Below are 23322 nucleotides of genomic sequence, written 5' to 3' on the forward strand. Positions count from 1 at the left end.
CAGGAGCATCCGCCGACGATGAATGCATTCCGACGAGTCGCCGGGAAACTGGGTGGCCTGCTGCTGACGCTGTTCCTGGCGTCGCTGCTGGTGTTCTTCTCCCGGTTCCTGGTACCCGGTGATCCGGTGTCCTTCCTCCTCCGGGGTCGCAAGCCGACCCCGGAGGCGGTGGCCCAGGTCACCGCGCAGTACGGGCTGGACCTGCCTCCCTGGCAGCAGTACCTGAACTGGATCACCGGCATCCTGCACGGCGACTTCGGCCGCTCCCTGCAGTTCCGGCAGGATGTCAGCGTCGTCATCGGCGAGCGTCTGCCCGTGACGATGACCCTGGTCGTGATGGCCGGATCGATCATCGCCGTCGTCGGTCTGCTCTCGGGGGCGATCGCCGCGCTGAACCGCGGGCGGGTCGCCGACCGCGCCATCCTGATCGGTCTGACCGTGCTCGGTGCGATCCCCTCCTTCGTCGGATCGATCGTGCTCATCGCGGTGTTCTCGGTGCAGCTCGGCTGGTTCCCCTCGTTCGGATCGGGTGAGGGGTTCTGGGACACGATCTACCACCTGACGCTGCCGTCGATCGCACTCGCGATCGTGTTCATCGTGCTCGTGGGCAAGGTGACCCGTTCCGCCATGGTCGAGCAGCTCGGCCGCGAGCACGTCGAGGTGGCGACGAGTCGAGGCCTGAAGCGCTGGGACGTCGTGCGGCGTCACGTGCTGCGCAACTCGCTGTGGCCCATCCTCACGGTCAGCGGGGTGCTCGTCGCCGGGCTGATCGTGGCGAGCTCGATCGTCGAGGCCGCTTTCGGCCTCGCCGGCATCGGCTCGCTGCTCGTGCAGTCGGTCGACCGGCTGGACTTCCCCGTGGTGCAGGCGATCGTGCTGCTCGTGGTGACGGCGTTCGTCGTCATGAACGCGATCGTCGACATCCTCGAACCGCTGATCGACCCTCGATCGGCAGCAGGAGCAGGTGCCCGATGACCACCCCCACCCCCACCCTCGCCGTGCGGCTGCTGAAGACGCCGCGCAGACCCCGCCCGCCGATGCTGCTCACCATCAGCGTCATCGTGCTGGCGGTGGTGACTCTCGCGGCGATCTTCGCACCGTGGGTCGCCCCGTACGACCCGGACGCCGTCGATTTCTCGGCGTTCTATGCGCCGCCGTCGCCAGAGCACTGGCTCGGCACCGACGGCCTCGGCCGCGACCTGCTCAGCCGCATCATCTACGGCGGCCGCACCGCGTTGGTCGGGCCGCTCGTCGTCGTGATCTTCTCGACGATCCTCGGCATCCTGCTCGGGCTCTTGGCAGGGTGGCGCGGCGGCTGGATCGACGCCGTGCTCGGCCGCGTCTTCGACGTGCTGTTCGCATTCCCGTCGTTGCTGATCGCGATCATGGCGGTCGCACTGTTCGGCAAGGGCCTGGTCGCACCGGTGATCGCGATGAGCATCGCCTACGCGCCGTTCGTCGCGCGGCTGACCCGCGCGCTGGTGACCACCGAGCGCAGCCGCCCGTACGTCTCGGCCTACCGGGTACAGGGCTTCGGCGGCGGCTGGATCGCACTGCGGCGCGTGCTCCCGAACGTGTCGCCCATCGTCGGGGCGCAGTCCACCCTCAACTTCGGCTACGTGCTCGCCGAGCTCGCCGGGCTCTCGTTCCTCGGCCTGGGCGTGCAGCCGCCGACCGCGGACTGGGGCGCGATGATCAACGAGGCGCAGTCCGGCATCGCATCGGGCGAGTTCTTGCCCGCGATCGCCCCGGCTGTCGTCGTGGTGCTCGTCGTCGTCGCGGTGAACATCATCGGCGAGGAACTGTCCGACCGCATCGGAGGCGAGATCCCCGCATGAGCGAACTGCTGAAAATCGAAGACCTCACGCTCGACCTGAACGACGGCACGCGCCTGCTGCACGGCATCAGCCTGTCGGTGGCGGCGGGCGAGACCGTGGGCCTGGTGGGTGAGTCCGGATCCGGCAAATCCCTCACCGCCAGGACCGTGCTCGGCCTGCTGCCCGACCGGGCGGTCGTCGGAGGCTCCGTCTCGGTCGACGGGCGATCCCCGCTCGATCGGGACGACCTCCGGCACGTGCGCCGGAAGGATGCGGCGATGGTGTTCCAGGACCCGCGCGCCGGCATCAACCCGATGCGCACCATCGGCGACCACGTCACCGAAGCGCTGCGGCTGTGCGCGGGCCTGAGCCGGCAGCAGGCGCGGCAGCGCGCCCTCGACCTGCTCACCGCGGTGAAGCTGCCCGATCCCGTCGCGCATCTCGGCCAGCATCCGCACGAGCTGTCCGGTGGCATGCTGCAACGGGTGATGATCGCCGGCGCCCTCACCACCGGCCCGCGGCTTCTGGTCTGCGACGAGCCGACCACCGCGCTGGACGTCACCACCCAGGCCGAGATCGTCTCCGTACTGCGCGAACTGTGTGCGCGCGAGGGCATGGGGATGCTCTTCATCACGCACGACCTCAACCTCGCGGGTTCGCTGTGCGACCGGCTGGTCGTGATGAAGGACGGTGCGGTCGTCGAGGAGGGCCCTGCGACGCAGGTGCTGACCCGGCCCGAGGCCGACTACACCCGGCGCCTGGTGGCGGCGACGCCGAAGCTCACCGGCGACGGCGGTGCCGCCGGCGCGGGCGCGCAGGACGAGCCGATGCTGGTGATCGAGGGCGTCTCGAAGACCTATCACGTACGCGGGCGAGGGGACGTGCACGCGGTGCAGGACGCACGCGTGACCGTTCCGCGCGGCGGCGCACTCGCGGTGGTCGGGGAGTCCGGGTCGGGCAAGTCCACGCTGGCTCGCATGGTGGTCGGGCTGGAGAACGCCGACAGCGGTGAGATCCGCACCGACGGTGTCTCGGTCACTGAGGCTCCGCGCGGGCAGGCGGAGCGCCTGGAGCGCGCACGCAGCGTGCAGATGGTGTTCCAGGATCCGTACCTGTCGCTGGACCCCCGGATCCCCGCCGGGCAGGCGATCTCGGATGTGCTGCGGCTGCACCACAGGATGGATGCGGCGGCGGCGCGGGCGCGCACTCTCGAACTGCTCACCGCCGTCGGGCTGGGGGACGAGCACGTGAAAGCCCGGCCGAGGACGCTCTCCGGCGGTCAGCGGCAGCGCGTCGCGATCGCCCGCGCCCTGGCCATCCAGCCCGACCTCCTCGTGATGGATGAGGCGACCAGCGCGCTCGACGTCTCGGTGCAGGCGCAGGTTCTCGACCTGGTCGCCCGGATCCGCGCGGAGCAGGGGCTGACGCTGCTGTTCATCAGCCACGACCTCTCGGTCGTGCGGCGGGTCTGCGAACGCACCGTCGTGATGCGCCGCGGAGAGATCGTGGAACAGGGTCCCACGCAGCAGTTGCTGGACGACCCGCAGCACGAGTACACCCGGCTGCTGATCGACTCCGTCCCGGTGCCGGTGGTGTGAACACGAGAAGAGCCGGATGGCGGGTTTCCCCGGCATCCGGCTCGTCTCGTGCTCTTCAGAGCTTCGATGCCGCCGCGCCGAGCACACCGCGCAGGATGCTGCCGATCTCGCGGAACTCCGCGGGGCCGATCGTCAGCGGAGGCGCGAGCTGGATGACGGGGTCGCCTCGGTCGTCGGCGCGGCAGTACAGCCCGGCCTCGTAGAGCGCGGGGGAGAGGAAGCCGCGCAGCAGGCGCTCGGACTCGGCGTCGTCGAATGTCTCCTTCGTGGACTTGTCCTTGACCAGCTCGATGCCGAAGAAGTAGCCCTCACCGCGCACGTCGCCGACGATCGGCAGGTCGAGCAGTGTCTCCAGCTCGGCGCGGAACAGCGGCGAGTTCTGCACGACGTGCTCGTTCAGTCCCTCCTCCTCGAAGATGTCGAGGTTCTCCAACGCCACGGCCGCCGAGACCGGGTGCCCGCCGAACGTGTAGCCGTGCGGGAACATCGCGTCACCGGTGGCGAACGGCTCGTGGATGCGGTCGCTGACGATCGTCGCGCCGAGCGGCGCGTATCCGCTCGTGATGCCCTTCGCGCAGGTGATCATGTCGGGCACGTAGCCGAGTCGCTCGCAGGCGAACATCGAGCCGAGCCGGCCGAAGGCGCAGATGACCTCGTCCGAGACGAGCAGCACGTCGTGCCGGTCGCAGATCTCTCGCACGCGTGCGAAGTACCCGGGCGGAGGGGGGAAGCATCCGCCGGAGTTCTGCACCGGCTCCAGGAAGACCGCCGCGACCGTGTCGGCACCCTCGAACAGGATGGCCTCCTCGATGCGGTCGGCCGCCCAGCGCCCGAACGCCTCGATGTCGCCCTCGGGCGCGCCCATCTCCGCGGCACGGTAGAAGTTCGTGTTCGGCACCCGCAGGCCGCCGGGGGTGACCGGCTCGAACATCGCCTTCATCGCCGGGATGCCGGTGACGGCGAGTGCGCCCTGGGTTGTGCCGTGATAGGCGATGGCACGGGAGATCACCTTGTGCTTGCCCGGCTTGCCCTGCGTCTTCCAGTAGTGCTTGGCGAGCTTGAAGGCGGTCTCGACGGCCTCGCCGCCGCCGGAGGAGAAGAACACCCGGTTCAGGTCGCCGGGCGCGTAGTCCGCGAGCCGGTCGGCCAGCTCGATCGCGGCCGGATGCGCGTACGACCAGAGCGGGAAGAACGCCAGCTCCTCGGCCTGTTTCGCGGCGGCCTCGGCGAGGCGGCGACGCCCGTGGCCGGCGTTGACCACGAAGAGGCCGGCGAGCCCGTCGATGTACTTCCGTCCCTCGGCATCCCAGATGTGATGTCCCTCTCCGCGCGTGATGATCGGCGCTTCCGGCAGCGTGGACTGCCGGGAGAAGTGCATCCAGAGGTGATCGCGGGCGCTTTCGCGCAGGCGATCGGCGTCGTAGGTCTTTCCGGTCATCGGGTCCCCCAGTTGTAGAGCTGCTTGTGCAGGCGGGCGTAGACGAAGGTGTCGGTGGACAGCACCCCGGGAATGCTGCGGATGCGGCGCGCGAGCAGCTCGAGCAGATCCTCGTCGCTCTCGCACACGACCTCGGCGAGCACATCGAAGCCGCCGAGCGTGACGACGACGTAGTCGATCTCGGTGATCTCCGCGAGGGCTGCGGCGACCACCTCGGGATCGCCGCTGACGCGGATGCCGATCATGGCCTGGCGGAGGAAGCCCAGCTGCAGAGGATCGGTGACGGCGACGATCTGCATCACGCCGGATTCCGTGAGGCGCTGCACACGCTGTCGCACGGCGGCCTCGCTGAGCCCGACCTCGCGGCCGATGTCGGCGTACGCACGCCTGCCGTCCTCTTGGAGCAACTCGATGATCGTCTTCGACACATCGTCCAGCACTGCATGCTTCTGCTTTGAGGCCATGTGCTGATCCTGACATTCAAGAGCCGCGCTAGCAACAGAATCCGCAGATTTCCTTGCATTGAGCAACCGATACCGTCGAAAATCGGTGGAACTCCCGGAGTGTCTCAGATAGGATTCAACAATGTTGACAACGTCGTTGCAGAATGTGATCGCCGGCCGGCGGGCCCCCGTCGACTCGGATCGGACGATGGACCTGGTCGACCCGGCGACAGAAGAGGTCTACGGCCAGGTGCCCGTCTCCGGTGCCGTCGAGGTGGACGCCGCCTACGCCGCCGCGAGCGGCGCCTTCGCGCAGTGGCGCGACGCGCCCCCCGCCGAGCGGCAGCTCGCGCTGTTCCGCATCGCCGAGGAGATGAAGGAGCGCGCCGACGAGTTCGCCGACCTCGAGTCGCAGGACACCGGCAAGCCCCGCGCGAGCCTGGTCGCCGACGAGATCGACCAGTCCGTCGACCAGCTGCGCTTCTTCGCGGGTGCCGCGCGCAGCCTCGAGGGTCGCGCCGCGGGGGAGTACCTGTCGGGTCACACCTCCTATGTGCGCCGCGAGCCGGTCGGCGTGATCGGGCAGGTCACGCCCTGGAACTACCCGCTGAACATGGCCGTCTGGAAGATCGGACCGGCGATCGCCGCGGGCAACGCCGTCGTGCTCAAGCCGGCCGAGACCACCCCGCAGAGCACGCTGCTGCTCGCGGAGGTGGTCGCCCATCACACGCCTGCGGGTCTGTTCAACGTCGTGCTCGGCGACCGCGAGACCGGGCGGATGATGGTGGAGCACCCCCGCGCCGACATGGTCGCGATCACCGGGTCGGTGCGCGCCGGCATGGAGGTCGCGAAGTCCGCGGCATCCGATCTCAAGCGTGTGCACCTCGAACTCGGGGGCAAGGCGCCGGCCGTGGTGTTCCCCGACGCCAACCTCGAGAAGGCGGCGTCGGGCATCGTCACCGGGGCATATTTCAACGCCGGGCAGGACTGCACCGCTGCCACGCGCGTCATCGTGCACGAGAGCATCCATGACGAGTTCGTCGCAGCCCTCGTGGAACGCGCGCGTACGCATGCCCGCACCGGCGGACCTCACGAGGAGGGCGTGCTGTACGGTCCTCTGAACAGCCGCGCACAGCTCGACGGCGTCTCCGGATTCATCGAACGTCTGCCTGCGCACATCCGGGTCGAGACCGGCGGCGCCCGCCAGGGCGACCGCGGGTACTTCTGGGAGGCGACGATCCTCTCCGGCGTCCATCAGGACGATGAGGTGGTGCAGCGCGAGATCTTCGGCCCCGTGCTCACCGTGCAGTCCTTCTCGGACGCGGACCAGGCCCTCGCCCTCGCCAACGGCGTGCCGTTCGCGCTCGCCGCCTCGGTGTGGACCCGAGACCACGCGACCGCGATGCGGTTCACGCGCGATCTCGACTTCGGCTGCGTGTGGGTGAACACCCACATCCCGTTCGTCTCGGACATGCCGCACGGCGGCTTCAAGCACTCCGGCTACGGCAAGGACCTCTCGCAGTACGGCTTCGACGACTACACGCGCGTGAAGCACGTGATGTCGGCGCTGGAGGTCTGAGCGCGCCTCACACCGTCGGGATGGACAGCGTCTCGGTGTCGGGGTGGGGGCTGGGGTCGCGGTGCCGCAGGTCGGGGAACGCCCTGACGAACACCACCGAGACGATCACTCCGGCGACAGCGAACAGCGTCGCGGCGAGGTAGGCGCCCTGGGCGCCTCCGGTGCTGTCGACGAGGAACCCGGCGACAGCGGATCCGGCGGCTGCGCCGATCAGCTGGCCGGTGCCGGCCCAGCCGAAGGCCTCGGCGGTCTCGGAGAACTTCACACTCGCCGTGGTGATCGCGAACAGCACGGCGAGGGCCGGCGCGATGCCGATGCCGGCGATCAGCAGGGTGCCGCCGAGCCAGAACGCGTTCAGCATGACCATGGTCAGGGACAGGCCGACGGCGACGATGATGAGGCGGCGGGCCATCGCCCAGGGGCCGATGGGGATGTGCCCGAACGACAGCCCGCCGATCAGGCTGCCGATCGAGAACACGGCCAGCACCAGGCCCGCCTCGAGGCTGCCGTGCTCGAACGTCGCGACGACGCCGACCTCGACGGCGGCGCAGGCGCCGATCAGGAGGAAGCCGATCACGGTGGCCAGAAGCACGGGCGGCTTCAGCACGACACGGCCGAAGGCGCGGCGGCTGCGCGGGATGCGGACCCGGCCGACCTCGGGGGAGGCGATGAACCACCCGCACCCGACGACGAGGAACGCGGCGACCAGAAGCAGGCCCTCCGTCGTGCCCACCTGTGTGGACACCAGGGTGATCACCACCGGGGCGAGGATCCAGATGATCTCCTGCAATGAGGCGTCCAGCGAGAACAGCGGCGTCAGCTGCGAGGAGTTGACGAGCTTGGGGTAGATGGTGCGCACCGCCGACTGGATCGGAGGCGTGGAGAGGCCGGCGACCAGACCGAGAGCCATGTATCCGGCGAGGTTCAACGGCAGCAGGGCGAGGCAGAGCACTGCCGCGACGCAGACCGCTGCGGTGAGCGTGAGCACGCGGCGCATGCCCCACGCGCCCATCCACCGGCTGGTGACGGGGCCCGCCACCGCCTGCCCGACGGAGGTCGCGGCGAGGACGAGGCCCGCGGCGCCGTACGATCCGGTCTGCTGCTCGACGTGCAGCAGGATGGCCAGTGAGGCCATGCCGTTGGGGAAGCGCGCGGTGAGCTGAGCGGCGATCATGCGCCCGACGCCAGGCGTGCGAAGTAGGTCCCGATATCCCGCCACCAGCCAACGATATCCGACACGCCGCGACACGCCGGGATGCCCTCTCCACAGAAAATCGGATGTCGGAGGCCAGGCGTAGCGTCCGGTCTGTGGATGGATTCCGATCCGTCCTCCGCGACCCGCGAGATCTCGCGGTTCGCGGCGGTCGGAACGGGCGCCGGAACTGTGGATGGATGCGTGGAGAACCTGTGTTGAAGCCGTGGAGAGCGGTGGAAAACTACAGGGATGTAACTACTAGCCCTTGTGGTCGCATCCAATGTCCGTCCCTATATGTAGTATTGAAGTCCCGGCGGGGGGTCTGCCCGGGAAGAGAACGATTTGAGGGGAAGAGATGTCGATCACCGTCTACACCAAGCCTTCGTGCGTGCAGTGCAACGCCACCTATCGGGCGCTCGACGCCAAGGGCATCGAGTACGAGATCCACGACCTCTCCGAGGACGCTGACGCGCTCGAGCAGGTCAAGGCACTGGGCTACCTGCAGGCCCCGGTCGTCGTCACCGACGAGGACCACTGGTCGGGCTTCCGCCCCGACAAGATCGACGAGCTGGCGTCCCGCCTGGCGTGATGTGACGATCATGAGCGCCGTCGCCACAGCCGCGCCGCTCCTGGTCTACTTCTCGAGCGTCTCGGGGAACACCGCCCGCTTCATCGACAAGCTGGGCCTCCCCGCCCGCCGCATCCCGCTGCACCGGCAGGACGAACCCCTCGTCGTCGACGAGCCGTTCGTCCTGGTCACCCCCACCTACGGGGGCGGGCAGGGGAGCGGTGAGGAGAAGGGCGCCGTCCCGAAGCAGGTCATCCGGTTCCTCAACGACGAGCGCAACCGCAGCCTGATCCGGGGAGTGATCTCCGCGGGCAACACGAATTTCGGCGAGGCGTTCTGCCTCGCGGGCGAAATCATCAGCCGGAAGTGCCGCGTGCCGCACTTGTACCGGTTCGAACTCTTCGGCACGCAGGACGACGTCGATCGCGTGAGCGACGGATTGGAACGATGGTGGACAGCACAGTGACCGAGACGGTGGCTTTCAAGGCGAACCCGGCGTACGAGGGCCTCGACTATCACGCCCTCAACGCGATGCTGAATCTCTACGACGCGAACGGTCAGATCCAGTTCGACGCCGACAAGCGTGCGGCGCGGGAGTACTTCCTGCAGCACGTGAACCAGAACACGGTGTTCTTCCACTCCCTCAAGGAGCGGCTCGACTACCTGGTCGAGAAGGAGTACTACGAGCCCGCCGTCATCGAGAAGTACTCGTTCGACTTCATCACGAAGCTCAACGACTTCGCCTACGGCAAGAAGTTCCGCTTCGAGACCTTCCTCGGCGCGTTCAAGTACTACACCAGCTACACGCTGAAGACGTTCGACGGCAAGCGCTACCTCGAGCGCTTCGAGGACCGCGTCGTGATGACCGCCCTCGCGCTCGCCGACGGCGACGAGAAGCTCGCGACCTCGCTGGTCGACGAGATCATCTCGGGCCGCTTCCAGCCGGCCACCCCGACGTTCCTCAACGCCGGCAAGGCGCAGCGCGGCGAGCTCGTCAGTTGCTTCCTGCTGCGCATCGAGGACAACATGGAGTCGATCGCCCGCGGCATCAACTCCGCACTGCAGCTCTCCAAGCGCGGCGGCGGCGTGGCGCTGCTGCTGAGTAACATCCGCGAGTCGGGTGCCCCGATCAAGCAGATCGAGAACCAGTCCTCGGGCATCATCCCCGTCATGAAGCTGCTCGAAGACAGCTTCAGCTACGCGAACCAGCTGGGCGCGCGTCAGGGCGCCGGTGCGGTGTATCTCAACGCGCACCACCCCGACATCATGCGGTTCCTCGACACCAAGCGCGAGAACGCCGACGAGAAGATCCGCATCAAGACCCTGTCGCTGGGCGTCGTCGTGCCCGACATCACGTTCGAGCTGGCGAAGAACGGCGAGGACATGTACCTCTTCTCGCCGTACGACGTCGAGCGCGTCTACGGTGTGCCCTTCGGTGACATCTCGGTCACCGAGAAGTACCGCGAGATGGTCGACGACCCGCGCATCAAGAAGACGAAGATCAACGCGCGCGAGTTCTTCCAGACCCTCGCCGAGATCCAGTTCGAATCGGGCTACCCGTACATCATGTTCGAGGACACGGTGAACAAGGCCAACCCGATCAAGGGCCGGATCAACATGTCCAACCTGTGCAGCGAGATCCTCCAGGTGAACACGCCGACCACCTACAACGAGGACCTCTCGTACCAGCAGATCGGCAAGGACATCTCCTGCAACCTCGGCTCGATGAACATCGCGCTGGCGATGGACGCCGACGACCTGGGCAAGACCGTCGAGACGGCCATCCGGGCTCTCACCGCGGTCAGCAACCAGAGCCACATCGGCTCGGTGCGCTCGATCGAGGACGGCAACGACCGCTCGCACGCGATCGGCCTCGGGCAGATGAACCTGCACGGCTACCTCGCCCGCGAGCACGTGTTCTACGGCTCGGAAGAGGGCATGGACTTCACGAACATCTACTTCTACACGGTGCTGTTCCACGCGCTGCGCGCCTCGAACGAGCTCGCGATCGAGCGCGGCGTCGCCTTCGACGGCTTCGAGGACTCCACCTACGCGTCGGGCGAGTTCTTCGACAAGTACATCGACCGGGCCTGGGTTCCTGCGACCGAGAAGGTCAAGGAGCTGTTCGCCGGCAAGCACATCCCCACGCAGGAGGACTGGGCGGCGCTGAAGGACTCGATCCAGAAGCATGGCATCTACAACCAGAACCTGCAGGCCGTGCCGCCGACCGGTTCGATCTCCTACATCAACAACTCGACCTCGTCGATCCACCCGATCGCCTCGAAGATCGAGATCCGCAAGGAGGGCAAGCTCGGTCGCGTGTACTACCCGGCGCCGTTCATGACGAACGAGAACCTGGAGTACTACCAGGACGCGTACGAGATCGGCTACGAGAAGGTCATCGACACCTACGCCGCCGCCACCCAGCACGTCGACCAGGGCCTGTCGCTGACGCTGTTCTTCAAGGACACCGCCACCACGCGTGACATCAACAAGGCCCAGATCTACGCCTGGAAGAAGGGCATCAAGACGATCTACTACATCCGGCTGCGCCAGATGGCCCTCGAGGGCACGGACATGACCGAGTGCGTCAGCTGCATGCTGTAATTGTCCCCTGATCAGGTTTTCTCTGGAATAGGAATATTGGAATGACCCCTTCTCCGAAGCTTCAGCTGGTCAGTCACGTCGACGCGATCAACTGGAACCGCATCGAGGACGACAAGGACCTCGAGGTGTGGAACCGTCTCACCGGCAACTTCTGGCTGCCCGAGAAGGTACCGCTGTCGAACGACGTGCAGTCGTGGAACACGCTCACCCCCGATGAGCAGCTGCTCACGATGCGCGTGTTCACCGGCTTGACGCTGCTGGACACCATTCAGGGCACGGTCGGCGCCGTCTCGCTGATCCCCGACGCGGTCACCCCGCACGAGGAGGCGGTGTACACCAACATCGCGTTCATGGAGTCGGTGCACGCGAAGAGCTACTCCTCGATCTTCTCTACGCTGTGCTCGACGAAGGAGATCGACGAGGCGTTCCGCTGGTCGACCGAGAATCAGAATCTGCAGCGCAAGGCGCAGATCATCCTGGACTACTACCGCGGCGACGACCCGCTGAAGCGCAAGGTCGCCTCCACGCTGCTGGAGTCGTTCCTGTTCTACTCGGGCTTCTACCTGCCGATCTACTGGTCGTCGAAGGCGAAGCTGACGAACACGGCCGACCTCATCCGCCTCATCATCCGCGACGAGGCCGTGCACGGCTACTACATCGGGTACAAGTACCAGAAGGGCCTCGAGCAGGAGACCCAGGAGCGCCGCGACGAGCTGAAGGACTACACCTTCTCGCTGCTGTACGAGCTCTACGACAACGAGGTGCAGTACACGCAGGACCTCTACGACGGAGTCGGCCTGACCGAGGACGTCAAGAAGTTCCTGCACTACAACGCCAACAAGGCGCTGATGAACCTCGGCTACGAGGCGATGTTCCCGTCCACCGTCACGAACGTGAACCCGGCAATCCTCTCGGCTCTGTCGCCGAACGCCGACGAGAACCACGACTTCTTCAGCGGGTCGGGCTCGTCGTACGTCATCGGCAAGGCCGAGGCCACCGAGGACGACGACTGGGACTTCTGATCGTTCCCGGTCAAGAGGCGAGTCTCTGACACGAAACGCCCCCGCGACCGCTCATCGAGAGCGGCTCACGGGGGCGCTTCAGCGTCAGATGCGGGAGTGCTCGCCCAGGCGGTGCCAGGTGCGGTTGTGGTAGACCAGCGCGTCACCGGGTACTCCGGGCTCGACGTCACGCTCGATGTGCGACTGCAGCGCGTGCGCGGCGAACACCGTGGCCGTTCCGGTGTCCATGCGATTGACGACTGCGCAGCGCACCCAGGCGCGCACGTCGTGGTAGACCGGCTCCCCGGTGATCAGGCGCGACCAGCGGTGCGTCTCGGCGAAGCGATCGACGCCGCTGCTCGCACCGAGCTCCGCCACCTCGAGGTCGTGAGCGTCCAGCAGGTGCACGACGACGGTCTCGGCACGCGCGAGCACATCGGATGCCGACGACAGCGCCGAGATCGAGAAGATCAGCAGCGGCGGGTCGGCGCTCACCGACGAGACCGACGTCGCCGTCAGCGCGACGGGTCCGTCGCCGGCGTCCGCCGTGATGACGGCGACGCCGCCGGGGTGTCCGCGGAAGAGGGATTTGAGCTCGTCGGGCGAGAGCGAGGCGGAGAAGCCATGCGTGCGCGTCTCGATCTGCGCGATGGCGCTCACCGGGCCAGCTCCTCGCGAACGAGGTTCGTGCCCGCGCTGAGCGCGCGCAGCTTCGCTGCCGCGACGTTCCGGGGGAACGGTGCCATGCCGCAGTTCGTGCTGGGGACGAGCTTGTCCGCATCGACGAACTCGAGCGCGCGGCGAAGGGTGTCGGCGACCTCCTCCGGGGTCTCGATCGCCTCGCTCGCCACGTCGATCGCGCCGAGCATGACCTTCTTGCCGCGGAGGAGCTCGATGAGCTCCATCGGAACATGGGAGTGCTGGCACTCCAGCGAGACGATGTCGATGCCCGACTGCTGCAGCAGCGGGAACGTCTCCTCGTACTGCCGCCACTGCGACCCCAGGGTCGCCTTCCATTCGTTGTTCGCCTTGATCCCGTAGCCGTAGCAGATGTGCACGGCGGTCTCCGCGCGCAACCCCTCTGTCGCACGCTCCAGCGCCGCAATGCCCCAGTCCTGTACCTCGTCGAAGAAGACGTTGAACGCAGGCTCGTCGAACTGGATGATGTCGACGCCCGCCGCCTCGAGTTCCCTCGCCTCCTGGTTGAGGATGGTCGCGAACTCCCAGGCCAGTTTCTCGCGGCTCCGGTAGTGGGCGTCGTAGAGGGTGTCGACCATCGTCATGGGCCCAGGCAGGGCCCACTTGATCGGGCGATCGGTGGTCGCGCGCAGCAGCTTCGCGTCATCGACGAACACCGGCTGCTCGCGTCGCACGGCGCCGACCACGGTCGGCACGCTCGCGTCGTAGCGATCGCGGATGCGCACGGTCTCGCGACGCTCGAAATCGACACCGCTGAGATGCTCGATGAACGTCGTGACGAAGTGCTGGCGGGTCTGCTCCCCGTCGCTGATGACGTCGATGCCGTTGCGGGTCTGCTCCTGGACGGCGAGGCGCAGCGCATCCCGTTTGCCCTCGAGCAGTTCGTCGCCCTCGAGCTTCCATGGAGACCACAGAGTCTCGGGCTGGGCGAGCCACGACGGCTTCGGCAGGCTGCCGACGATCGAGGTGGGCAGGAGCGTCTGCATGATCGAAGATCCTCCGCGGGTCACGCGACGCGAGCGGGGCGCTTGGCGGCCCAGTGCTCAAGGACGGTTCGGTGGGGCTTGATGAAGTGCTCCTCCGTGTACTTGCCCTGCGTGATCGCGAGCTGACTGCGCTCGACGCGGTCGTACAAGATCTGGGTCCGCGAGAAGTCCTGCGAGTCCAGGGTCGGTCGGTAGACCGATGCGGCCGCCGAGTTCGCGTTGTAGATCTCCGGGCGATAGATCTTCTGGAACGTCTCCATGGTGCTGATCGTGCCGATGAGCTGCAGGTTCGAGTAGTCGTTCAGCAGGTCGCCACGGAAGTAGAACGCGAGCGGGGCCACACTGCCGCGCGGCATGAAGTACCGCGCCTGCAGGCCCATCTTCCCGAAGTACTCGTCGGTCAGCGAGGAGGCGTCCTGCACGTACTCGTCGCCGAGCACCGGGTGGTGGTTTCCGGTGCGCCGGTAGGTCTTGCTCGTCGACACGCTGATGCAGACGACGGGCGACTGCGGGAAGCGCTCCTGGTAGGCGGCCGAGTCGAGGAAGTGCTGGAACAGCTTCCCGTGCAGGTCGCCGAAGTCGTCGGGGATGGAAGGCCCGGTCGGGCCCTTTCCGGCCGCTGGCAGCACGATGCTGAAGTCGAAGTCCCGTACGAAGGACGAGAAGTTGTTGCCCACGATCCCGTGGTGGCGGATGCCGGTGCGCCGGTCGACCACATGGGTGTCGAGGACCTCGATGAGTGGGAACTGCCGATCCGCGCCTTCCGCCGCGAAGCTCAGCTGCGCCGAGATGATCTCCAGCTCGACCTCGTAACGGTCCCGGTCCGGGTTGTCCCAGTGCGCGAGGTCGTTGAACCGGTTGTTGATCATCGTGAGCGTGTTGCGGAGGTTCTGCTGACGATGCTCGCCTCTGGCCAGGTTGGCGAAGTTCGTGGTGATCCGGGAGTTCTCCGACGGGCTGTAGTCCTCGTCGAAGCGGGTGGTGGTGATGCTGAAGGTGAAGTCGTCCGCCATGATGGCCAATCCGGTGTGAGGGGCCGCGGTCGGCCTCTGGAAGCAGTGCCTCCATCGTGCAGGAGCGCGCCAGTTATCGGGTAACTCGTGCTGGCTATGCATTCATATAGTGTGTCCCTATGCCCAACGCATCGAGCGGCCTGACCCTGCAGCAGCTGCGGTATTTCATCGAGGTCGCGGCCGAGGGGTCGATCTCGGGCGCCGCCGACGTGCTCTACGTCGCCCAGCCGACCATGTCGGCGGCGATGAAGGATCTCGAAGCCCGAGTCGACCGTCCCCTCCTCGTCCGCTCCGCCCGCGGGGTCACCCTCACCGACGACGGCGCAGAGTTCCTCGGGTACGCACGACAGGTCGTGGAGCAGGTGGAACTGCTCGAGCAGCGCTACCTCGGCAGACCACCATCACGGCGCCTGCTCGGGGTGTCGGCGCAGCACTACTCCTTCGCCGTGGACGCCCTCGTCCGGATGGTCAAGGCCACGGAAGCAGCCGAGTACGAGTTCTCGCTGCGCGAGACGCGCACCTGGGACATCATCGAGGATGTCCGGACCCTCCGAAGTGAAGTCGGCATCCTCTACCGGAACGACTTCAACCGCAGGGTGATCGACAAGCTGCTCCGCGACGCGGGGATGGCATTCCACCCACTCTTCCTCGCGAGCCCGCACATCTTCATCGCCCGGAACAACCCGCTGTCCGCTCAGGCGCGCGTCACACTCGCCGATCTCGAGGATCTGCCGCGGCTCACGTTCGATCAGGGGGCGAACAACTCGTTCTACTTCGCCGAGGAGATCCTCTCCACCCTCTCCAGCAGGCAGGAGATCCGCGTCGCCGACCGAGCGACGATCTTCAACCTCATGATCGGGGTCGGCGGCTACACGATCTCGACGGGCATCATCAGCGACGAGCTCGATCCGGAGATCGTCGCCATCCCGCTCGACGTCGACGAACGCATCGAGATCGGCTGGATCGGCCACGCGGCGATCCCGCTCACCGAGCTGGCGCAGCGCTATCTCAGCGAGGTGCGAGCCGTCGTCGCCGGTTTCGGTGTGGAGCTGCTCGGCTGATCGGTGCGCGCAGCGGCCGGCCCGCTCCGCTCACCGGGCGATCGCGGCGAGGCTCGTGATCGTGGCCGACACGGCGTCGGCGAGCTCGCGGCCCTTCACGGCGAAGTGACGCGTGAAGTACTCGCGGTGCTCGGCGTGCTCGTGGAACTGGTGCGGCGTGAGCACCGCGGAGAACACCGGCACGTCCGTGTCGAGCTGCACCCGCATGAGCGCGTCGACGACGGTCGCGGCGACGAAGTCGGGGCGGTAGATCCCGCCGTCGACGACGAGCGCACTCGTCGCGATGGCGTCGTAACGACCGGTCTCCGCCAGGCGCTTGGCATGCAGCGGGATCTCGAACGCGCCGGGGACTCGGTGCACGTCGACCTCGTCGATGCCGAGATCGGTCAGGCGCTCGAGGAATGCGGAGACCGCCTCTTCGACGATCTCGGCGTGCCACTGCGCGGCGACGATGGCAATTCTGGGCATGGTGGACTGCTCCTTCTGTCCTCTCTCATCCGGACTGTGACCGTCGGCTCCGGAATCGCACCGGATCGGCAGTCCCCACCATGGGGACCGTTCGCGGGCTCGCGCGGACTGGCCGCGACACCGCCGGTGGGGACTCTCACCCCGCCCTGAGGACAGGACGACGCTATCACCGGAACGAGATCCACGGACGCCATGGCGTGCGCTGCGCGCGCCTGTCAAGCCCCTTCTGATCCGTACTGTGGCAGGGCAACCTGACACGACGCGGCACCCGATCGCGGAACGGAGGACACCACCATGAGCATCGGAACCGGAATCGTGCTGTTCGTCATCGGCGCGATCCTCGTATACGCACTGAACGTGCAGGTCGACTGGATCGACCTGGATCTCGTCGGCTACATCCTGATGGGCGCCGGAGCGGTCGTCTTCGTCATCGGGATCGTGCTGATGCTGCGCAGGCGCCGCACTGACACGATCACGCGCACGAGCGTGGATCCCGATTCCGGCGAGCCGGTCACGCGCCGATCGACGCGAGCGAGCAACGACGAGCTGCCGTGACGGAGGCGGTGAGGGTAGGGGCGGATGCCGTGGCATCCGCCCTTTCTCGTCACTCCTGGGCGCCGTAGTCCGGCAGCTCCTGCAGCGTCCACGTGTTGCCGTCGGGATCGTCGAAGGTCACGAACCGTCCCCAGGCTTGATCGTCGACGCCGTTGGCCGCGACACCGAGACCGCGCAGGTGGGCGAGTGCCTCGTCGGCGTCGGGCACGACGACCTGGATCGTGTTCTGCTGCCCCGGTTCGAGGCTGTTGCCGAGACCGGTGCCGAACGCGATCGAGCAGGCCGATCCCGGTGGGGTCATCTGCACGAAGCGCAGTTCGTCGTTCACCTGGTGGTCGTGGTCGGGATTGAACCCGATCCGCGTGTAGAACTCCTTCGCCCGGTCCACATCGCTGACCGGCACGTGGATGAGTTCGATCTTCCAGTCCATGTCGCACGCTCCTCCGCAGCGGCAGTCCGTCTCCCGCCGACATCCACATTAGGCTTGGCCTCCGACATCCGGACAGCGGATGTCGGAGGCCAGGAGGATGCTGGCGGGCATGGATCCGATACGACTCCGGCCCTGGTCGGCGGGCGACCTCGGCCTGCTGCAGGCGGCGAACACTCCGGAGATGACGGCGCACCTGAACGGCCCCGAGACCGAGCAGCAGGTGATCGACCGGCACGCCAAGTACCTTCGGCTGTGGCAGGAGGGCACGGCGCGAACTTTCGTGATCGTCGATGAGCAGGGCCATCCGCTCGGCTCGATCGCGCACTGGGGCGCCGAGTGGCGCGACCAGCCGGTCCGTGAGGCCGGGTGGTTCGTGCTTCCCGAGGCGCAGGGGCGCGGTGTGTCCTCCCGGGCGATCGAGCTGCTGATCGACGACGTCCTGCAGCACCGTGGTGAGGCGCGGTACCTCGCCGCATTCCCCTCGGTCGACAACGCCGCATCGAACGGCGTCTGCCGGCATGGCGGCTTCACCCTGATGGGTACGAAGACGGAGGAGTTCCGCGGTGCGGACCTCACTCTGAACGAGTGGGTGCTCGACCTGGAGGACTCACTACCTGCCTAGAGCCCCTGGTGCGCGGCCCAGCGCGCACCCGCGGTGCTCGCGGCACCGGTGATCAGCGCATCGATCTCGGGGGAGTGCCGCACGGCGAATGACACGTAGGCACCGCGTCCGCCGGCGACGGGGCGGCCGTACGCCTTTGCCGCCAGGGAACCGTCTGGCAGCAGCCTGACGGTGATCGACTGCAGCTCGAAGCGTTCGCCGCGGCGCTCATCCTCCCAGCGCAGCGCGGGCGGGATGCTGACGTTCAGCGCCAGTGCGCCGATCTCGATACCGTCGTCCATCCTGTTGACACTACTCACGAAACGATGCGGAGTCCTGCCGATGCCGGATCTCCCTAGGGTGAGCGCCGCATTTCGCTCCGGCGGACACCGGAATAGACTCGCGCCGAGGGGCACCGTCCGCGCACCCCGAATCGCTGTGGCGCGTCGCGCCGGGCCGGCGCGCGGGTCCCGAGGGCCCCGGACTGGGGAACATCATGTTCGAGAATCTCATGGCCACGGCCGTACTCCCCGCGACGGATCTCGATCGGGCCCGACGCTGGTGGCACGACACCCTGGACCGCGAGCCGATGTACGTCGAGGCCGAGTCGGGCAACCTGTTCTACGACGTCGGCGGCACCGTGGTGCTGGTGTACGCGACGTCCTTCGCCGGGACAGCGCAGAACACGGCGTTCAACCTGGTCTCGGACGACCTGGACCGCGACGTGGCCGCGCTGCGTGAGCGCGGGGTCGTGTTCCACGACTACGACTTCCCCGGGCTGAAGACCGTCGACGGGATCGCCGATCTCGGCGGGGAACGCAGCGCGTGGTTCAGCGACAGCGAGGACAACATCATCGCGATCGGCCAGCCCTCGCCCGAGATGCGTGAGCTCGCCGACGCGATGCGGGCCGGCTCCGTCGGCTGAGCCGACGGCGCCGTCCCGGCTCAGCGGCGGTGCGACCGGTAGTACTCCAGGAGTGCCTGCGTCGAGGCATCCTGCGCAGCCACGGCATCGGCGTCGCCCTCGATGGCGGGGGCGATCTGCAGGGCGAGCTGTTTGCCCAGCTCGACGCCCCACTGGTCGAACGAGTTGATGCCCCAGATCGTGCCCTGCGTGAACGTGATGTGCTCGTAGAGCGCGATCAGCTGACCGAGCACCGACGGCGTGAGCGCGGGCGCGAAGATCGACGTCGTCGGGCGATTGCCCGAGAACGTGCGCGCCGCCACGAGCGTCCCGGTGGTGCCCTCGGCCTCGACCTCCGCGGCGGTCTTGCCGAACGCGAGCGCCTTGGTCTGCGCGAGGAAGTTCGCCAGGAACAGGCCGTGCACGTCGCGGCCGTCTTCCTGCAGCGGGTACGCGGGATTGACGAAGGCGATGAAGTCCGCGGGGATGAGCTGCGTGCCCTGGTGGATCAGCTGGTAGAACGCGTGCTGTCCGTTCGTGCCCGGCTCGCCCCAGAACACCTCGCCCGTGCCGGTCGTGACCGGCGAGCCGTCCCAGCGCACCGACTTGCCGTTCGACTCCATGGTCAGCTGCTGCAGGTAGGCGGGGAAGCGGCTCAGCTGCTGCGCGTAGGGCAGTACGGCGTGCGACTGCGCGCCCAGGAAGTTCACGTACCAGACGTTCAGCAGCCCCATCAGCACCGGCACGTTGCGATCGAGCGGTGTCGTCCGCACGTGCTCGTCGACGGCGTGGAAGCCGGCGAGCAGATCGCGGAAGGCGTCCGGTCCCAGCGTGATCGCGAGCGAAAGGCCGATCGCCGAGTCGACCGAGTAGCGTCCGCCCACCCAATCCCAGAACCCGAAGGCGTTGGCGGGGTCGATGCCGAACGCGGCGACCTTGTCGAGCGCGGTCGACACCGCGACGAAGTGGTGCGCCACGGCGTCCTGCCGGCTCGCGTCGTCGTCGGCGATCGCACCGGCTGCTGCGAGCCCGGCCCACAGCCAATCGCGCGCGAGGCGCGCATTGGTGAGCGTCTCGAGCGTTGTGAAGGTCTTCGACGCGACGATGAACAGCGTCGTCTCGGGATCGAGGTCGGCGGTCTTCTGCGCGAGGTCGGTCGGGTCGATGTTCGACACGAACCGCGCCTGGACCCCCGCATCCGCGTAGGGCTTCAGGGCCTCGTAGACCATCACCGGACCGAGATCGGAACCGCCGATGCCGATGTTCACGACGTGCGTGACCTTCCTGCCGGTGACACCGAGCCAGTCGCCGGAGCGCACACGATCCGCGAACGCGTACAGCGCCTCGAGCACCTCGTGCACATCGGCGTCCACGTCCTGCCCGTCGACGACCAGCGCCTGATCGGCACCTGCCGGGCGGCGCAGTGCGGTGTGCAGCACGGCACGATCCTCGGTCGTGTTGATGTGCGCGCCCGCGAGCATCTGCGCGTAGCGCTCTGCGACCCCGGTCTGCTCGGCGAGGCGCACGAGCGCCGCGCGGATCTCATCCGTCACGAGGTTCTTCGACAGATCGACGTGCAGGTCGGCCAGGTCGAGCGTGAGTTTCTCGACGCGCTGCGGATCGGCGTCGAACCAGCCGCGCAGGTCGGGCGTGAGGTTCTCCTGCAGCGAGGTGAGGTCCGCCCAGGCGGAGGTGCGCGTCGGATCGATCGGAGCGTTCATGTTCCTCACGCTAGCGCTGCCGCGGACCGTTCAGCGCGTGCGTTGCGGATAGAGGTCGCCGACGAAGAGGCTGAGTCCGTCCAGGTACCGCTCGATGAGACCGTGCGCGTAGTGCGTGGGGTCCCAGACTCCGAACAGGGTGATCGCCAGCTCGCCGCCGTCGGTCGCGATCGGCAGGGTGCTCAGCCCATAGCGGGAGTCGTCCGAGAGGATGCACACGCCCCGGCCCGCGGCTGCCAGGGCCAGGGCGAGTGAGGACGACTCCGTCTCGACCGCCGGCGTGTAGGAGAGCCCCTCCGCGGCGACAGCGTCATCGAACATCTGCCGCACCCGGTGCGCGCGGCTCATCACGATCAGCGGCTCGGTGAGCAGATCGGCGAGTGGCACGTTCCGCCGGGCAGCGAACGGATGCGCGGCAGCCACCTGCGCCCACAGGTAGGCGTCACCGACGACCCGTGAGTGTAGCTCACGTGGCGGGATCCGGGTGCCGACGGCGAGGTCGGCGTCTCCGCGGGCGAGCACCCCGTAGACGTTCTCCGGCAGTGCCTCCACGGCATTGCCGATCAGGCCGCCGGCCCCGGCGCTGACGACGTGCGGGGCGATGATGTCGGTCACTGTGGTCGCCGCCGCCGCGACCGTGAGGCCCCGCGCTGCACCGGACGCGATCGAGCGCGCCGTCGATGTCGCCTGAGTCGCCCTGTTCAGCAGATCCAGGGCGGTGGGCAGGAACGCCCGCCCACCAGCGGTGAGGGTGAGTCGTCGCGGCCCGCGGTCGAACAGTTCGAAGCCGAGGTCCGTCTCAAGACGGCGCAGTTGTCGGCTGAGAGACGGTTGCGCCACGTGTACGGCCTCCGCTGCGGCATGCACGGTGCCGTACTCGCAGATCGCCACGAAGTAGCGCAGCAGTCGAAGATCCATCTATGCCTCCGAGGTATCAAAAGTGTTGATAACAAGTATTGGATTGTCATGAACCGCTGTCCATAGACTGCGACTGCCGACCACTCCGGCGGCACCTTCCTGGAGGTAGACATGGACGTCACCCGAACCCGCTCCCTGCGCCTGGCCGCCGCCGGAGTGGCCGCAGCGCTCAGCATCGCGGCCCTCGCGGCATGTTCACCCGGCCCTGCCGGCGCCGGCGACGCGAAGACGGATGCCGGCGTGCTGACCGTCGCGGCATCCGCGGCGGTCACGACGTGGGACCCCGTAGCCTCGTTCTCGACCGAGGCGCTGTACATGGGCAACATCTACGAGCCGCTGCTCTGGAAGAACGCCGAGGGCTCATCCCAGGAGTTCACCCCGGCGATCGCGAAGAGCTGGACGACCAGCGACGACGGCCTCACCTGGACCTTCGACATCCGCAAGGGAGTGACGTTCCACGACGGGGAGAAGCTCGACGCGGACGCCGTCGTGAAGAGCATCCAGGCGGCGCAGGAGCGCGCCGGAGCATCCTTCATCTGGACGCCGCTGGAGAGCATCGAGGCAACCGACGACGCCACCGTCGTCATGCACCTGAAGTACTCCGCGCCGATGGACCTCGTTGCAGCCTCCACGTACGGGGCGTGGATCGTCTCGCCCAAGGCGCTCGCCGCATCGGCATCCGACGACAAGTACTTCGAGAAGGGCGTGGATGCCGGCACCGGCCCCTACACACTCGACAGCTACGACCCCGGGTCGAAGGTCGTGCTGAAGGCGTACGACGACTACTGGAACGAGGATGAGGCGCCGACCTACGGCATCGTCGACATCTCGATCACCCCGGACGCCGTGACCGCGCAGCAGATGCTCACCGCGAAGGAGGTCGACTTCGCCACGACTGTCCCGCTGGAGAACATCGACGACGTCGCCGCGCAGATGGACGGGAAGGTGCGCACCGCGAACTCTCCGTTCAATTACGTCGGCTACTTCAACACCCTGCGTCCACCGCTCGACGACCCGAAGGTGCGGCAGGCGCTCAGTTACGCCGTGCCCTACCAGGACCTCATCGACGTGGGCGTGCAGGGCTACGGCACCCAGGCGCACGGTCCGGTGCCCAAGGGGATCTTCCCGTACTCCGAGGACGTCCCGCAGTACAGCTACGACCTGGACAAAGCCGAGGCGCTGCTCGCTGGGGCCGGCCACCCGGACGGGTTCACGCTCAAGCTCACCTACGCGTCCGAGAACCCCGCGGAGGCGCGGTTCGTACCGCTGATCAAGGACTCCTTCGCCAAGATCGGCGTCAACGTCGAGGTGACCGCAGAACTGTTCAACCAGCAGTGGGAGAAGGCGAAGAGCGACCCGGCCAATGCGCAGGACATCTTCATCGTCTACTACTGGCCGACGTACAGCGATGCCGGATCCGACAACCTGAACAGCCTGTTCCACTCCAGTGAGAAGCCGTTCTTCAACCTCAGTTACTGGAAGAACGCCGACTACGACGCACTGATCGACAAGGCCGGCACGCTCACCGGCAGCGACCGCTCGGCGGCGCAGGCCGACTACGTGAAAGCGATGGGCATGCTGTACGACCAGGCACCCGGCCTGTACCTGTTCGACGCCCAGGCCGTCACGGTCGTGCCGAACGCGCTGAAGATCGCGCCGTTCAACGAGAACTACCCGTTCACCACGTTCTTCGCCCCGATCGAGCCGGCCGCCTGACGCC

Annotated in this window: 23 protein-coding genes, 1 pseudogene and 1 riboswitch; of the genes and pseudogenes, 13 read left to right on the plus strand and 11 right to left on the minus strand. The window is 67.3% G+C overall.

The genetic code is table 11. The annotated features are described in order from the left end of the window. Nucleotides 1-18: 18 nt before the first annotated feature. From DY023_RS14975 to DY023_RS14985, 3 genes are read left to right on the plus strand one after another with little or no spacing between them, the layout of a single operon-like run. Entirely contained in the window at nt 19-975 is a 957-nt protein-coding gene (locus tag DY023_RS14975; protein WP_116243148.1) for an ABC transporter permease, read from the plus strand. Then, nucleotides 972-1838, plus strand: coding sequence for an ABC transporter permease (locus DY023_RS14980; RefSeq protein ID WP_116243149.1), 867 nt, complete (start codon nt 972-974; stop codon nt 1836-1838). The genes DY023_RS14975 and DY023_RS14980 overlap by 4 nt, the downstream gene beginning before the upstream one ends. After that, nucleotides 1835-3415: a dipeptide ABC transporter ATP-binding protein gene (locus tag DY023_RS14985; RefSeq protein ID WP_116243150.1), complete on the plus strand. Its 1581-nt coding sequence runs from the start codon at nt 1835-1837 to the stop codon at nt 3413-3415. Before DY023_RS14980 ends, DY023_RS14985 begins: the two co-directional genes overlap by 4 nt. A gap of 55 nt (nt 3416-3470) precedes the next feature. On the opposite strand, the gene DY023_RS14990 is transcribed toward DY023_RS14985, so the two are convergent. Both DY023_RS14990 and DY023_RS14995 read right to left on the minus strand, forming a co-directional pair. Next, nucleotides 3471-4853, minus strand: a complete 1383-nt coding sequence (locus DY023_RS14990; RefSeq protein WP_116243151.1) for an aspartate aminotransferase family protein — start codon at nt 4851-4853, stop codon at nt 3471-3473. Next, on the minus strand, nt 4850-5317 hold the full coding sequence (locus DY023_RS14995) for an Lrp/AsnC family transcriptional regulator (RefSeq protein WP_116243152.1): 468 nt from the start codon (nt 5315-5317) through the stop codon (nt 4850-4852). Before DY023_RS14995 ends, DY023_RS14990 begins: the two co-directional genes overlap by 4 nt. 121 nt (nt 5318-5438) lie before the next feature. Here DY023_RS14995 and DY023_RS15000 point away from each other — a divergent pair, with 121 nt between their 5' ends. After that, nucleotides 5439-6875 (plus strand): gamma-aminobutyraldehyde dehydrogenase, encoded by a 1437-nt coding sequence (locus tag DY023_RS15000; RefSeq protein ID WP_116243153.1) that lies wholly within the window; start codon nt 5439-5441, stop codon nt 6873-6875. Nucleotides 6876-6882: 7 nt separating this feature from the next. Here DY023_RS15000 and DY023_RS15005 read toward each other — a convergent pair whose 3' ends face one another. Continuing rightward, the gene (locus DY023_RS15005; protein ID WP_116243154.1) at nt 6883-8049 is read right to left on the minus strand and encodes an MFS transporter; all 1167 of its coding nucleotides are present in this window, start codon (nt 8047-8049) and stop codon (nt 6883-6885) included. A 376-nt stretch (nt 8050-8425) separates the two neighbouring features. On the opposite strand from DY023_RS15005, the gene nrdH reads away from it, so the two are divergent. Genes nrdH through nrdF form a run of 4 tightly spaced genes read left to right on the plus strand, consistent with a single transcriptional unit; the run spans nt 8426 to nt 12267 of the window. Continuing rightward, nucleotides 8426-8659: a glutaredoxin-like protein NrdH gene (gene nrdH, locus DY023_RS15010; protein ID WP_116243155.1), complete on the plus strand. Its 234-nt coding sequence runs from the start codon at nt 8426-8428 to the stop codon at nt 8657-8659. Nucleotides 8660-8669: 10 nt separating this feature from the next. Next, nucleotides 8670-9104, plus strand: a complete 435-nt coding sequence (gene nrdI / locus DY023_RS15015) for a class Ib ribonucleoside-diphosphate reductase assembly flavoprotein NrdI (protein ID WP_116243352.1) — start codon at nt 8670-8672, stop codon at nt 9102-9104. Further along, nucleotides 9086-11245, plus strand: coding sequence for a class 1b ribonucleoside-diphosphate reductase subunit alpha (nrdE, locus tag DY023_RS15020; RefSeq protein ID WP_116243156.1), 2160 nt, complete (start codon nt 9086-9088; stop codon nt 11243-11245). Before nrdI ends, nrdE begins: the two co-directional genes overlap by 19 nt. A 41-nt stretch (nt 11246-11286) precedes the next feature. Next, complete coding sequence (gene nrdF / locus DY023_RS15025) at nt 11287-12267, plus strand: class 1b ribonucleoside-diphosphate reductase subunit beta (protein WP_116243157.1); 981 nt, start codon at nt 11287-11289, stop codon at nt 12265-12267. A gap of 84 nt (nt 12268-12351) precedes the next feature. Here the strand turns inward: nrdF and DY023_RS15030 are convergent, their stop codons facing one another. Genes DY023_RS15030 through DY023_RS15040 form a run of 3 tightly spaced genes read right to left on the minus strand, consistent with a single transcriptional unit; the run spans nt 12352 to nt 14944 of the window. Continuing rightward, nucleotides 12352-12897 (minus strand): flavin reductase family protein, encoded by a 546-nt coding sequence (locus DY023_RS15030; protein WP_425453473.1) that lies wholly within the window; start codon nt 12895-12897, stop codon nt 12352-12354. Nucleotides 12898-12902: 5 nt separating this feature from the next. Beyond that, entirely contained in the window at nt 12903-13931 is a 1029-nt protein-coding gene (locus DY023_RS15035) for a methionine synthase (protein WP_116243159.1), read from the minus strand. A gap of 20 nt (nt 13932-13951) precedes the next feature. Continuing rightward, nucleotides 13952-14944: a DUF1852 domain-containing protein gene (locus tag DY023_RS15040; RefSeq protein WP_116243160.1), complete on the minus strand. Its 993-nt coding sequence runs from the start codon at nt 14942-14944 to the stop codon at nt 13952-13954. A 119-nt stretch (nt 14945-15063) separates the two neighbouring features. On the opposite strand from DY023_RS15040, the gene DY023_RS15045 reads away from it, so the two are divergent. After that, on the plus strand, nt 15064-16005 hold the full coding sequence (locus tag DY023_RS15045) for a LysR family transcriptional regulator (RefSeq protein ID WP_116243161.1): 942 nt from the start codon (nt 15064-15066) through the stop codon (nt 16003-16005). Between the two features lie 30 nt (nt 16006-16035). On the opposite strand, the pseudogene DY023_RS15050 reads toward DY023_RS15045, so the two are convergent. Beyond that, a pseudogene (locus DY023_RS15050) lies at nt 16036-16479 on the minus strand (6,7-dimethyl-8-ribityllumazine synthase); the annotation flags it as partial. A gap of 7 nt (nt 16480-16486) precedes the next feature. Then, nucleotides 16487-16631, minus strand: a riboswitch (FMN riboswitch). 136 nt (nt 16632-16767) lie between these two features. Between DY023_RS15050 and DY023_RS15055 the strand changes: the two are divergent. Beyond that, nucleotides 16768-17028 carry a DUF6458 family protein gene (locus DY023_RS15055; RefSeq protein ID WP_116243163.1) on the plus strand — a complete coding sequence of 87 codons (261 nt, stop codon included), beginning with the start codon at nt 16768-16770 and terminating at the stop codon, nt 17026-17028. Nucleotides 17029-17077: 49 nt separating this feature from the next. On the opposite strand, the gene DY023_RS15060 is transcribed toward DY023_RS15055, so the two are convergent. Beyond that, on the minus strand, nt 17078-17458 hold the full coding sequence (locus DY023_RS15060; RefSeq protein ID WP_116243164.1) for a VOC family protein: 381 nt from the start codon (nt 17456-17458) through the stop codon (nt 17078-17080). Between the two features lie 109 nt (nt 17459-17567). Between DY023_RS15060 and DY023_RS15065 the strand changes: the two genes are divergently transcribed. Beyond that, nucleotides 17568-18080 (plus strand): GNAT family N-acetyltransferase, encoded by a 513-nt coding sequence (locus tag DY023_RS15065; RefSeq protein ID WP_181905870.1) that lies wholly within the window; start codon nt 17568-17570, stop codon nt 18078-18080. On the opposite strand, the gene DY023_RS15070 is transcribed toward DY023_RS15065, so the two are convergent. Further along, the gene (locus DY023_RS15070; RefSeq protein ID WP_116243166.1) at nt 18077-18361 is read right to left on the minus strand and encodes a hypothetical protein; all 285 of its coding nucleotides are present in this window, start codon (nt 18359-18361) and stop codon (nt 18077-18079) included. The two genes, DY023_RS15065 and DY023_RS15070, sit on opposite strands and share 4 nt — an antisense overlap. Before the next feature lie 194 nt (nt 18362-18555). Between DY023_RS15070 and DY023_RS15075 the strand changes: the two genes are divergently transcribed. Next, nucleotides 18556-18984, plus strand: a complete 429-nt coding sequence (locus DY023_RS15075; protein ID WP_116243167.1) for a VOC family protein — start codon at nt 18556-18558, stop codon at nt 18982-18984. Nucleotides 18985-19004: 20 nt separating this feature from the next. Here the strand turns inward: DY023_RS15075 and pgi are convergent, their stop codons facing one another. Together pgi and DY023_RS15085 are read right to left on the minus strand one after the other, a co-directional pair. After that, the gene (pgi, locus tag DY023_RS15080; RefSeq protein WP_116243168.1) at nt 19005-20684 is read right to left on the minus strand and encodes a glucose-6-phosphate isomerase; all 1680 of its coding nucleotides are present in this window, start codon (nt 20682-20684) and stop codon (nt 19005-19007) included. 30 nt (nt 20685-20714) lie between these two features. Next, nucleotides 20715-21602, minus strand: a complete 888-nt coding sequence (locus DY023_RS15085; RefSeq protein WP_116243169.1) for a LysR family transcriptional regulator — start codon at nt 21600-21602, stop codon at nt 20715-20717. A 111-nt stretch (nt 21603-21713) separates the two neighbouring features. Between DY023_RS15085 and DY023_RS15090 the strand changes: the two genes are divergently transcribed. After that, nucleotides 21714-23318 (plus strand): ABC transporter substrate-binding protein, encoded by a 1605-nt coding sequence (locus DY023_RS15090; RefSeq protein WP_116243170.1) that lies wholly within the window; start codon nt 21714-21716, stop codon nt 23316-23318. Nucleotides 23319-23322: the final 4 nt, after the last annotated feature.

The sequence above is a fragment of the Microbacterium bovistercoris genome (genome assembly GCF_003387575.1).
Lineage (GTDB): Bacteria > Actinomycetota > Actinomycetes > Actinomycetales > Microbacteriaceae > Microbacterium > Microbacterium bovistercoris.

What these genes read in the sequence shown, in the direction of transcription:
- DY023_RS15060 (WP_116243164.1), bottom strand. Translation starts at nt 17,458, where the DNA reads ATGGACTGGAAGATCGAACTCATCCACGTGCCGGTCAGCGATGTGGAC.
- DY023_RS15005 (WP_116243154.1), bottom strand. Translation starts at nt 8,049, where the DNA reads ATGATCGCCGCTCAGCTCACCGCGCGCTTCCCCAACGGCATGGCCTCA.
- nrdI (WP_116243352.1), top strand. Translation starts at nt 8,670, where the DNA reads ATGAGCGCCGTCGCCACAGCCGCGCCGCTCCTGGTCTACTTCTCGAGC.
- DY023_RS15090 (WP_116243170.1), top strand. Translation starts at nt 21,714, where the DNA reads ATGGACGTCACCCGAACCCGCTCCCTGCGCCTGGCCGCCGCCGGAGTG.
- DY023_RS15085 (WP_116243169.1), bottom strand. Translation starts at nt 21,602, where the DNA reads ATGGATCTTCGACTGCTGCGCTACTTCGTGGCGATCTGCGAGTACGGC.
- DY023_RS15035 (WP_116243159.1), bottom strand. Translation starts at nt 13,931, where the DNA reads ATGCAGACGCTCCTGCCCACCTCGATCGTCGGCAGCCTGCCGAAGCCG.
- DY023_RS15070 (WP_116243166.1), bottom strand. Translation starts at nt 18,361, where the DNA reads ATGGACGACGGTATCGAGATCGGCGCACTGGCGCTGAACGTCAGCATC.
- DY023_RS14995 (WP_116243152.1), bottom strand. Translation starts at nt 5,317, where the DNA reads ATGGCCTCAAAGCAGAAGCATGCAGTGCTGGACGATGTGTCGAAGACG.
- DY023_RS14975 (WP_116243148.1), top strand. Translation starts at nt 19, where the DNA reads ATGAATGCATTCCGACGAGTCGCCGGGAAACTGGGTGGCCTGCTGCTG.
- DY023_RS14980 (WP_116243149.1), top strand. Translation starts at nt 972, where the DNA reads ATGACCACCCCCACCCCCACCCTCGCCGTGCGGCTGCTGAAGACGCCG.
- DY023_RS14990 (WP_116243151.1), bottom strand. Translation starts at nt 4,853, where the DNA reads ATGACCGGAAAGACCTACGACGCCGATCGCCTGCGCGAAAGCGCCCGC.
- DY023_RS14985 (WP_116243150.1), top strand. Translation starts at nt 1,835, where the DNA reads ATGAGCGAACTGCTGAAAATCGAAGACCTCACGCTCGACCTGAACGAC.
- DY023_RS15000 (WP_116243153.1), top strand. Translation starts at nt 5,439, where the DNA reads ATGTTGACAACGTCGTTGCAGAATGTGATCGCCGGCCGGCGGGCCCCC.
- DY023_RS15055 (WP_116243163.1), top strand. Translation starts at nt 16,768, where the DNA reads ATGAGCATCGGAACCGGAATCGTGCTGTTCGTCATCGGCGCGATCCTC.
- DY023_RS15045 (WP_116243161.1), top strand. Translation starts at nt 15,064, where the DNA reads ATGCCCAACGCATCGAGCGGCCTGACCCTGCAGCAGCTGCGGTATTTC.
- pgi (WP_116243168.1), bottom strand. Translation starts at nt 20,684, where the DNA reads ATGAACGCTCCGATCGATCCGACGCGCACCTCCGCCTGGGCGGACCTC.
- nrdH (WP_116243155.1), top strand. Translation starts at nt 8,426, where the DNA reads ATGTCGATCACCGTCTACACCAAGCCTTCGTGCGTGCAGTGCAACGCC.
- nrdE (WP_116243156.1), top strand. Translation starts at nt 9,086, where the DNA reads ATGGTGGACAGCACAGTGACCGAGACGGTGGCTTTCAAGGCGAACCCG.
- DY023_RS15075 (WP_116243167.1), top strand. Translation starts at nt 18,556, where the DNA reads ATGTTCGAGAATCTCATGGCCACGGCCGTACTCCCCGCGACGGATCTC.
- DY023_RS15065 (WP_181905870.1), top strand. Translation starts at nt 17,568, where the DNA reads ATGGATCCGATACGACTCCGGCCCTGGTCGGCGGGCGACCTCGGCCTG.
- nrdF (WP_116243157.1), top strand. Translation starts at nt 11,287, where the DNA reads ATGACCCCTTCTCCGAAGCTTCAGCTGGTCAGTCACGTCGACGCGATC.
- DY023_RS15040 (WP_116243160.1), bottom strand. Translation starts at nt 14,944, where the DNA reads ATGGCGGACGACTTCACCTTCAGCATCACCACCACCCGCTTCGACGAG.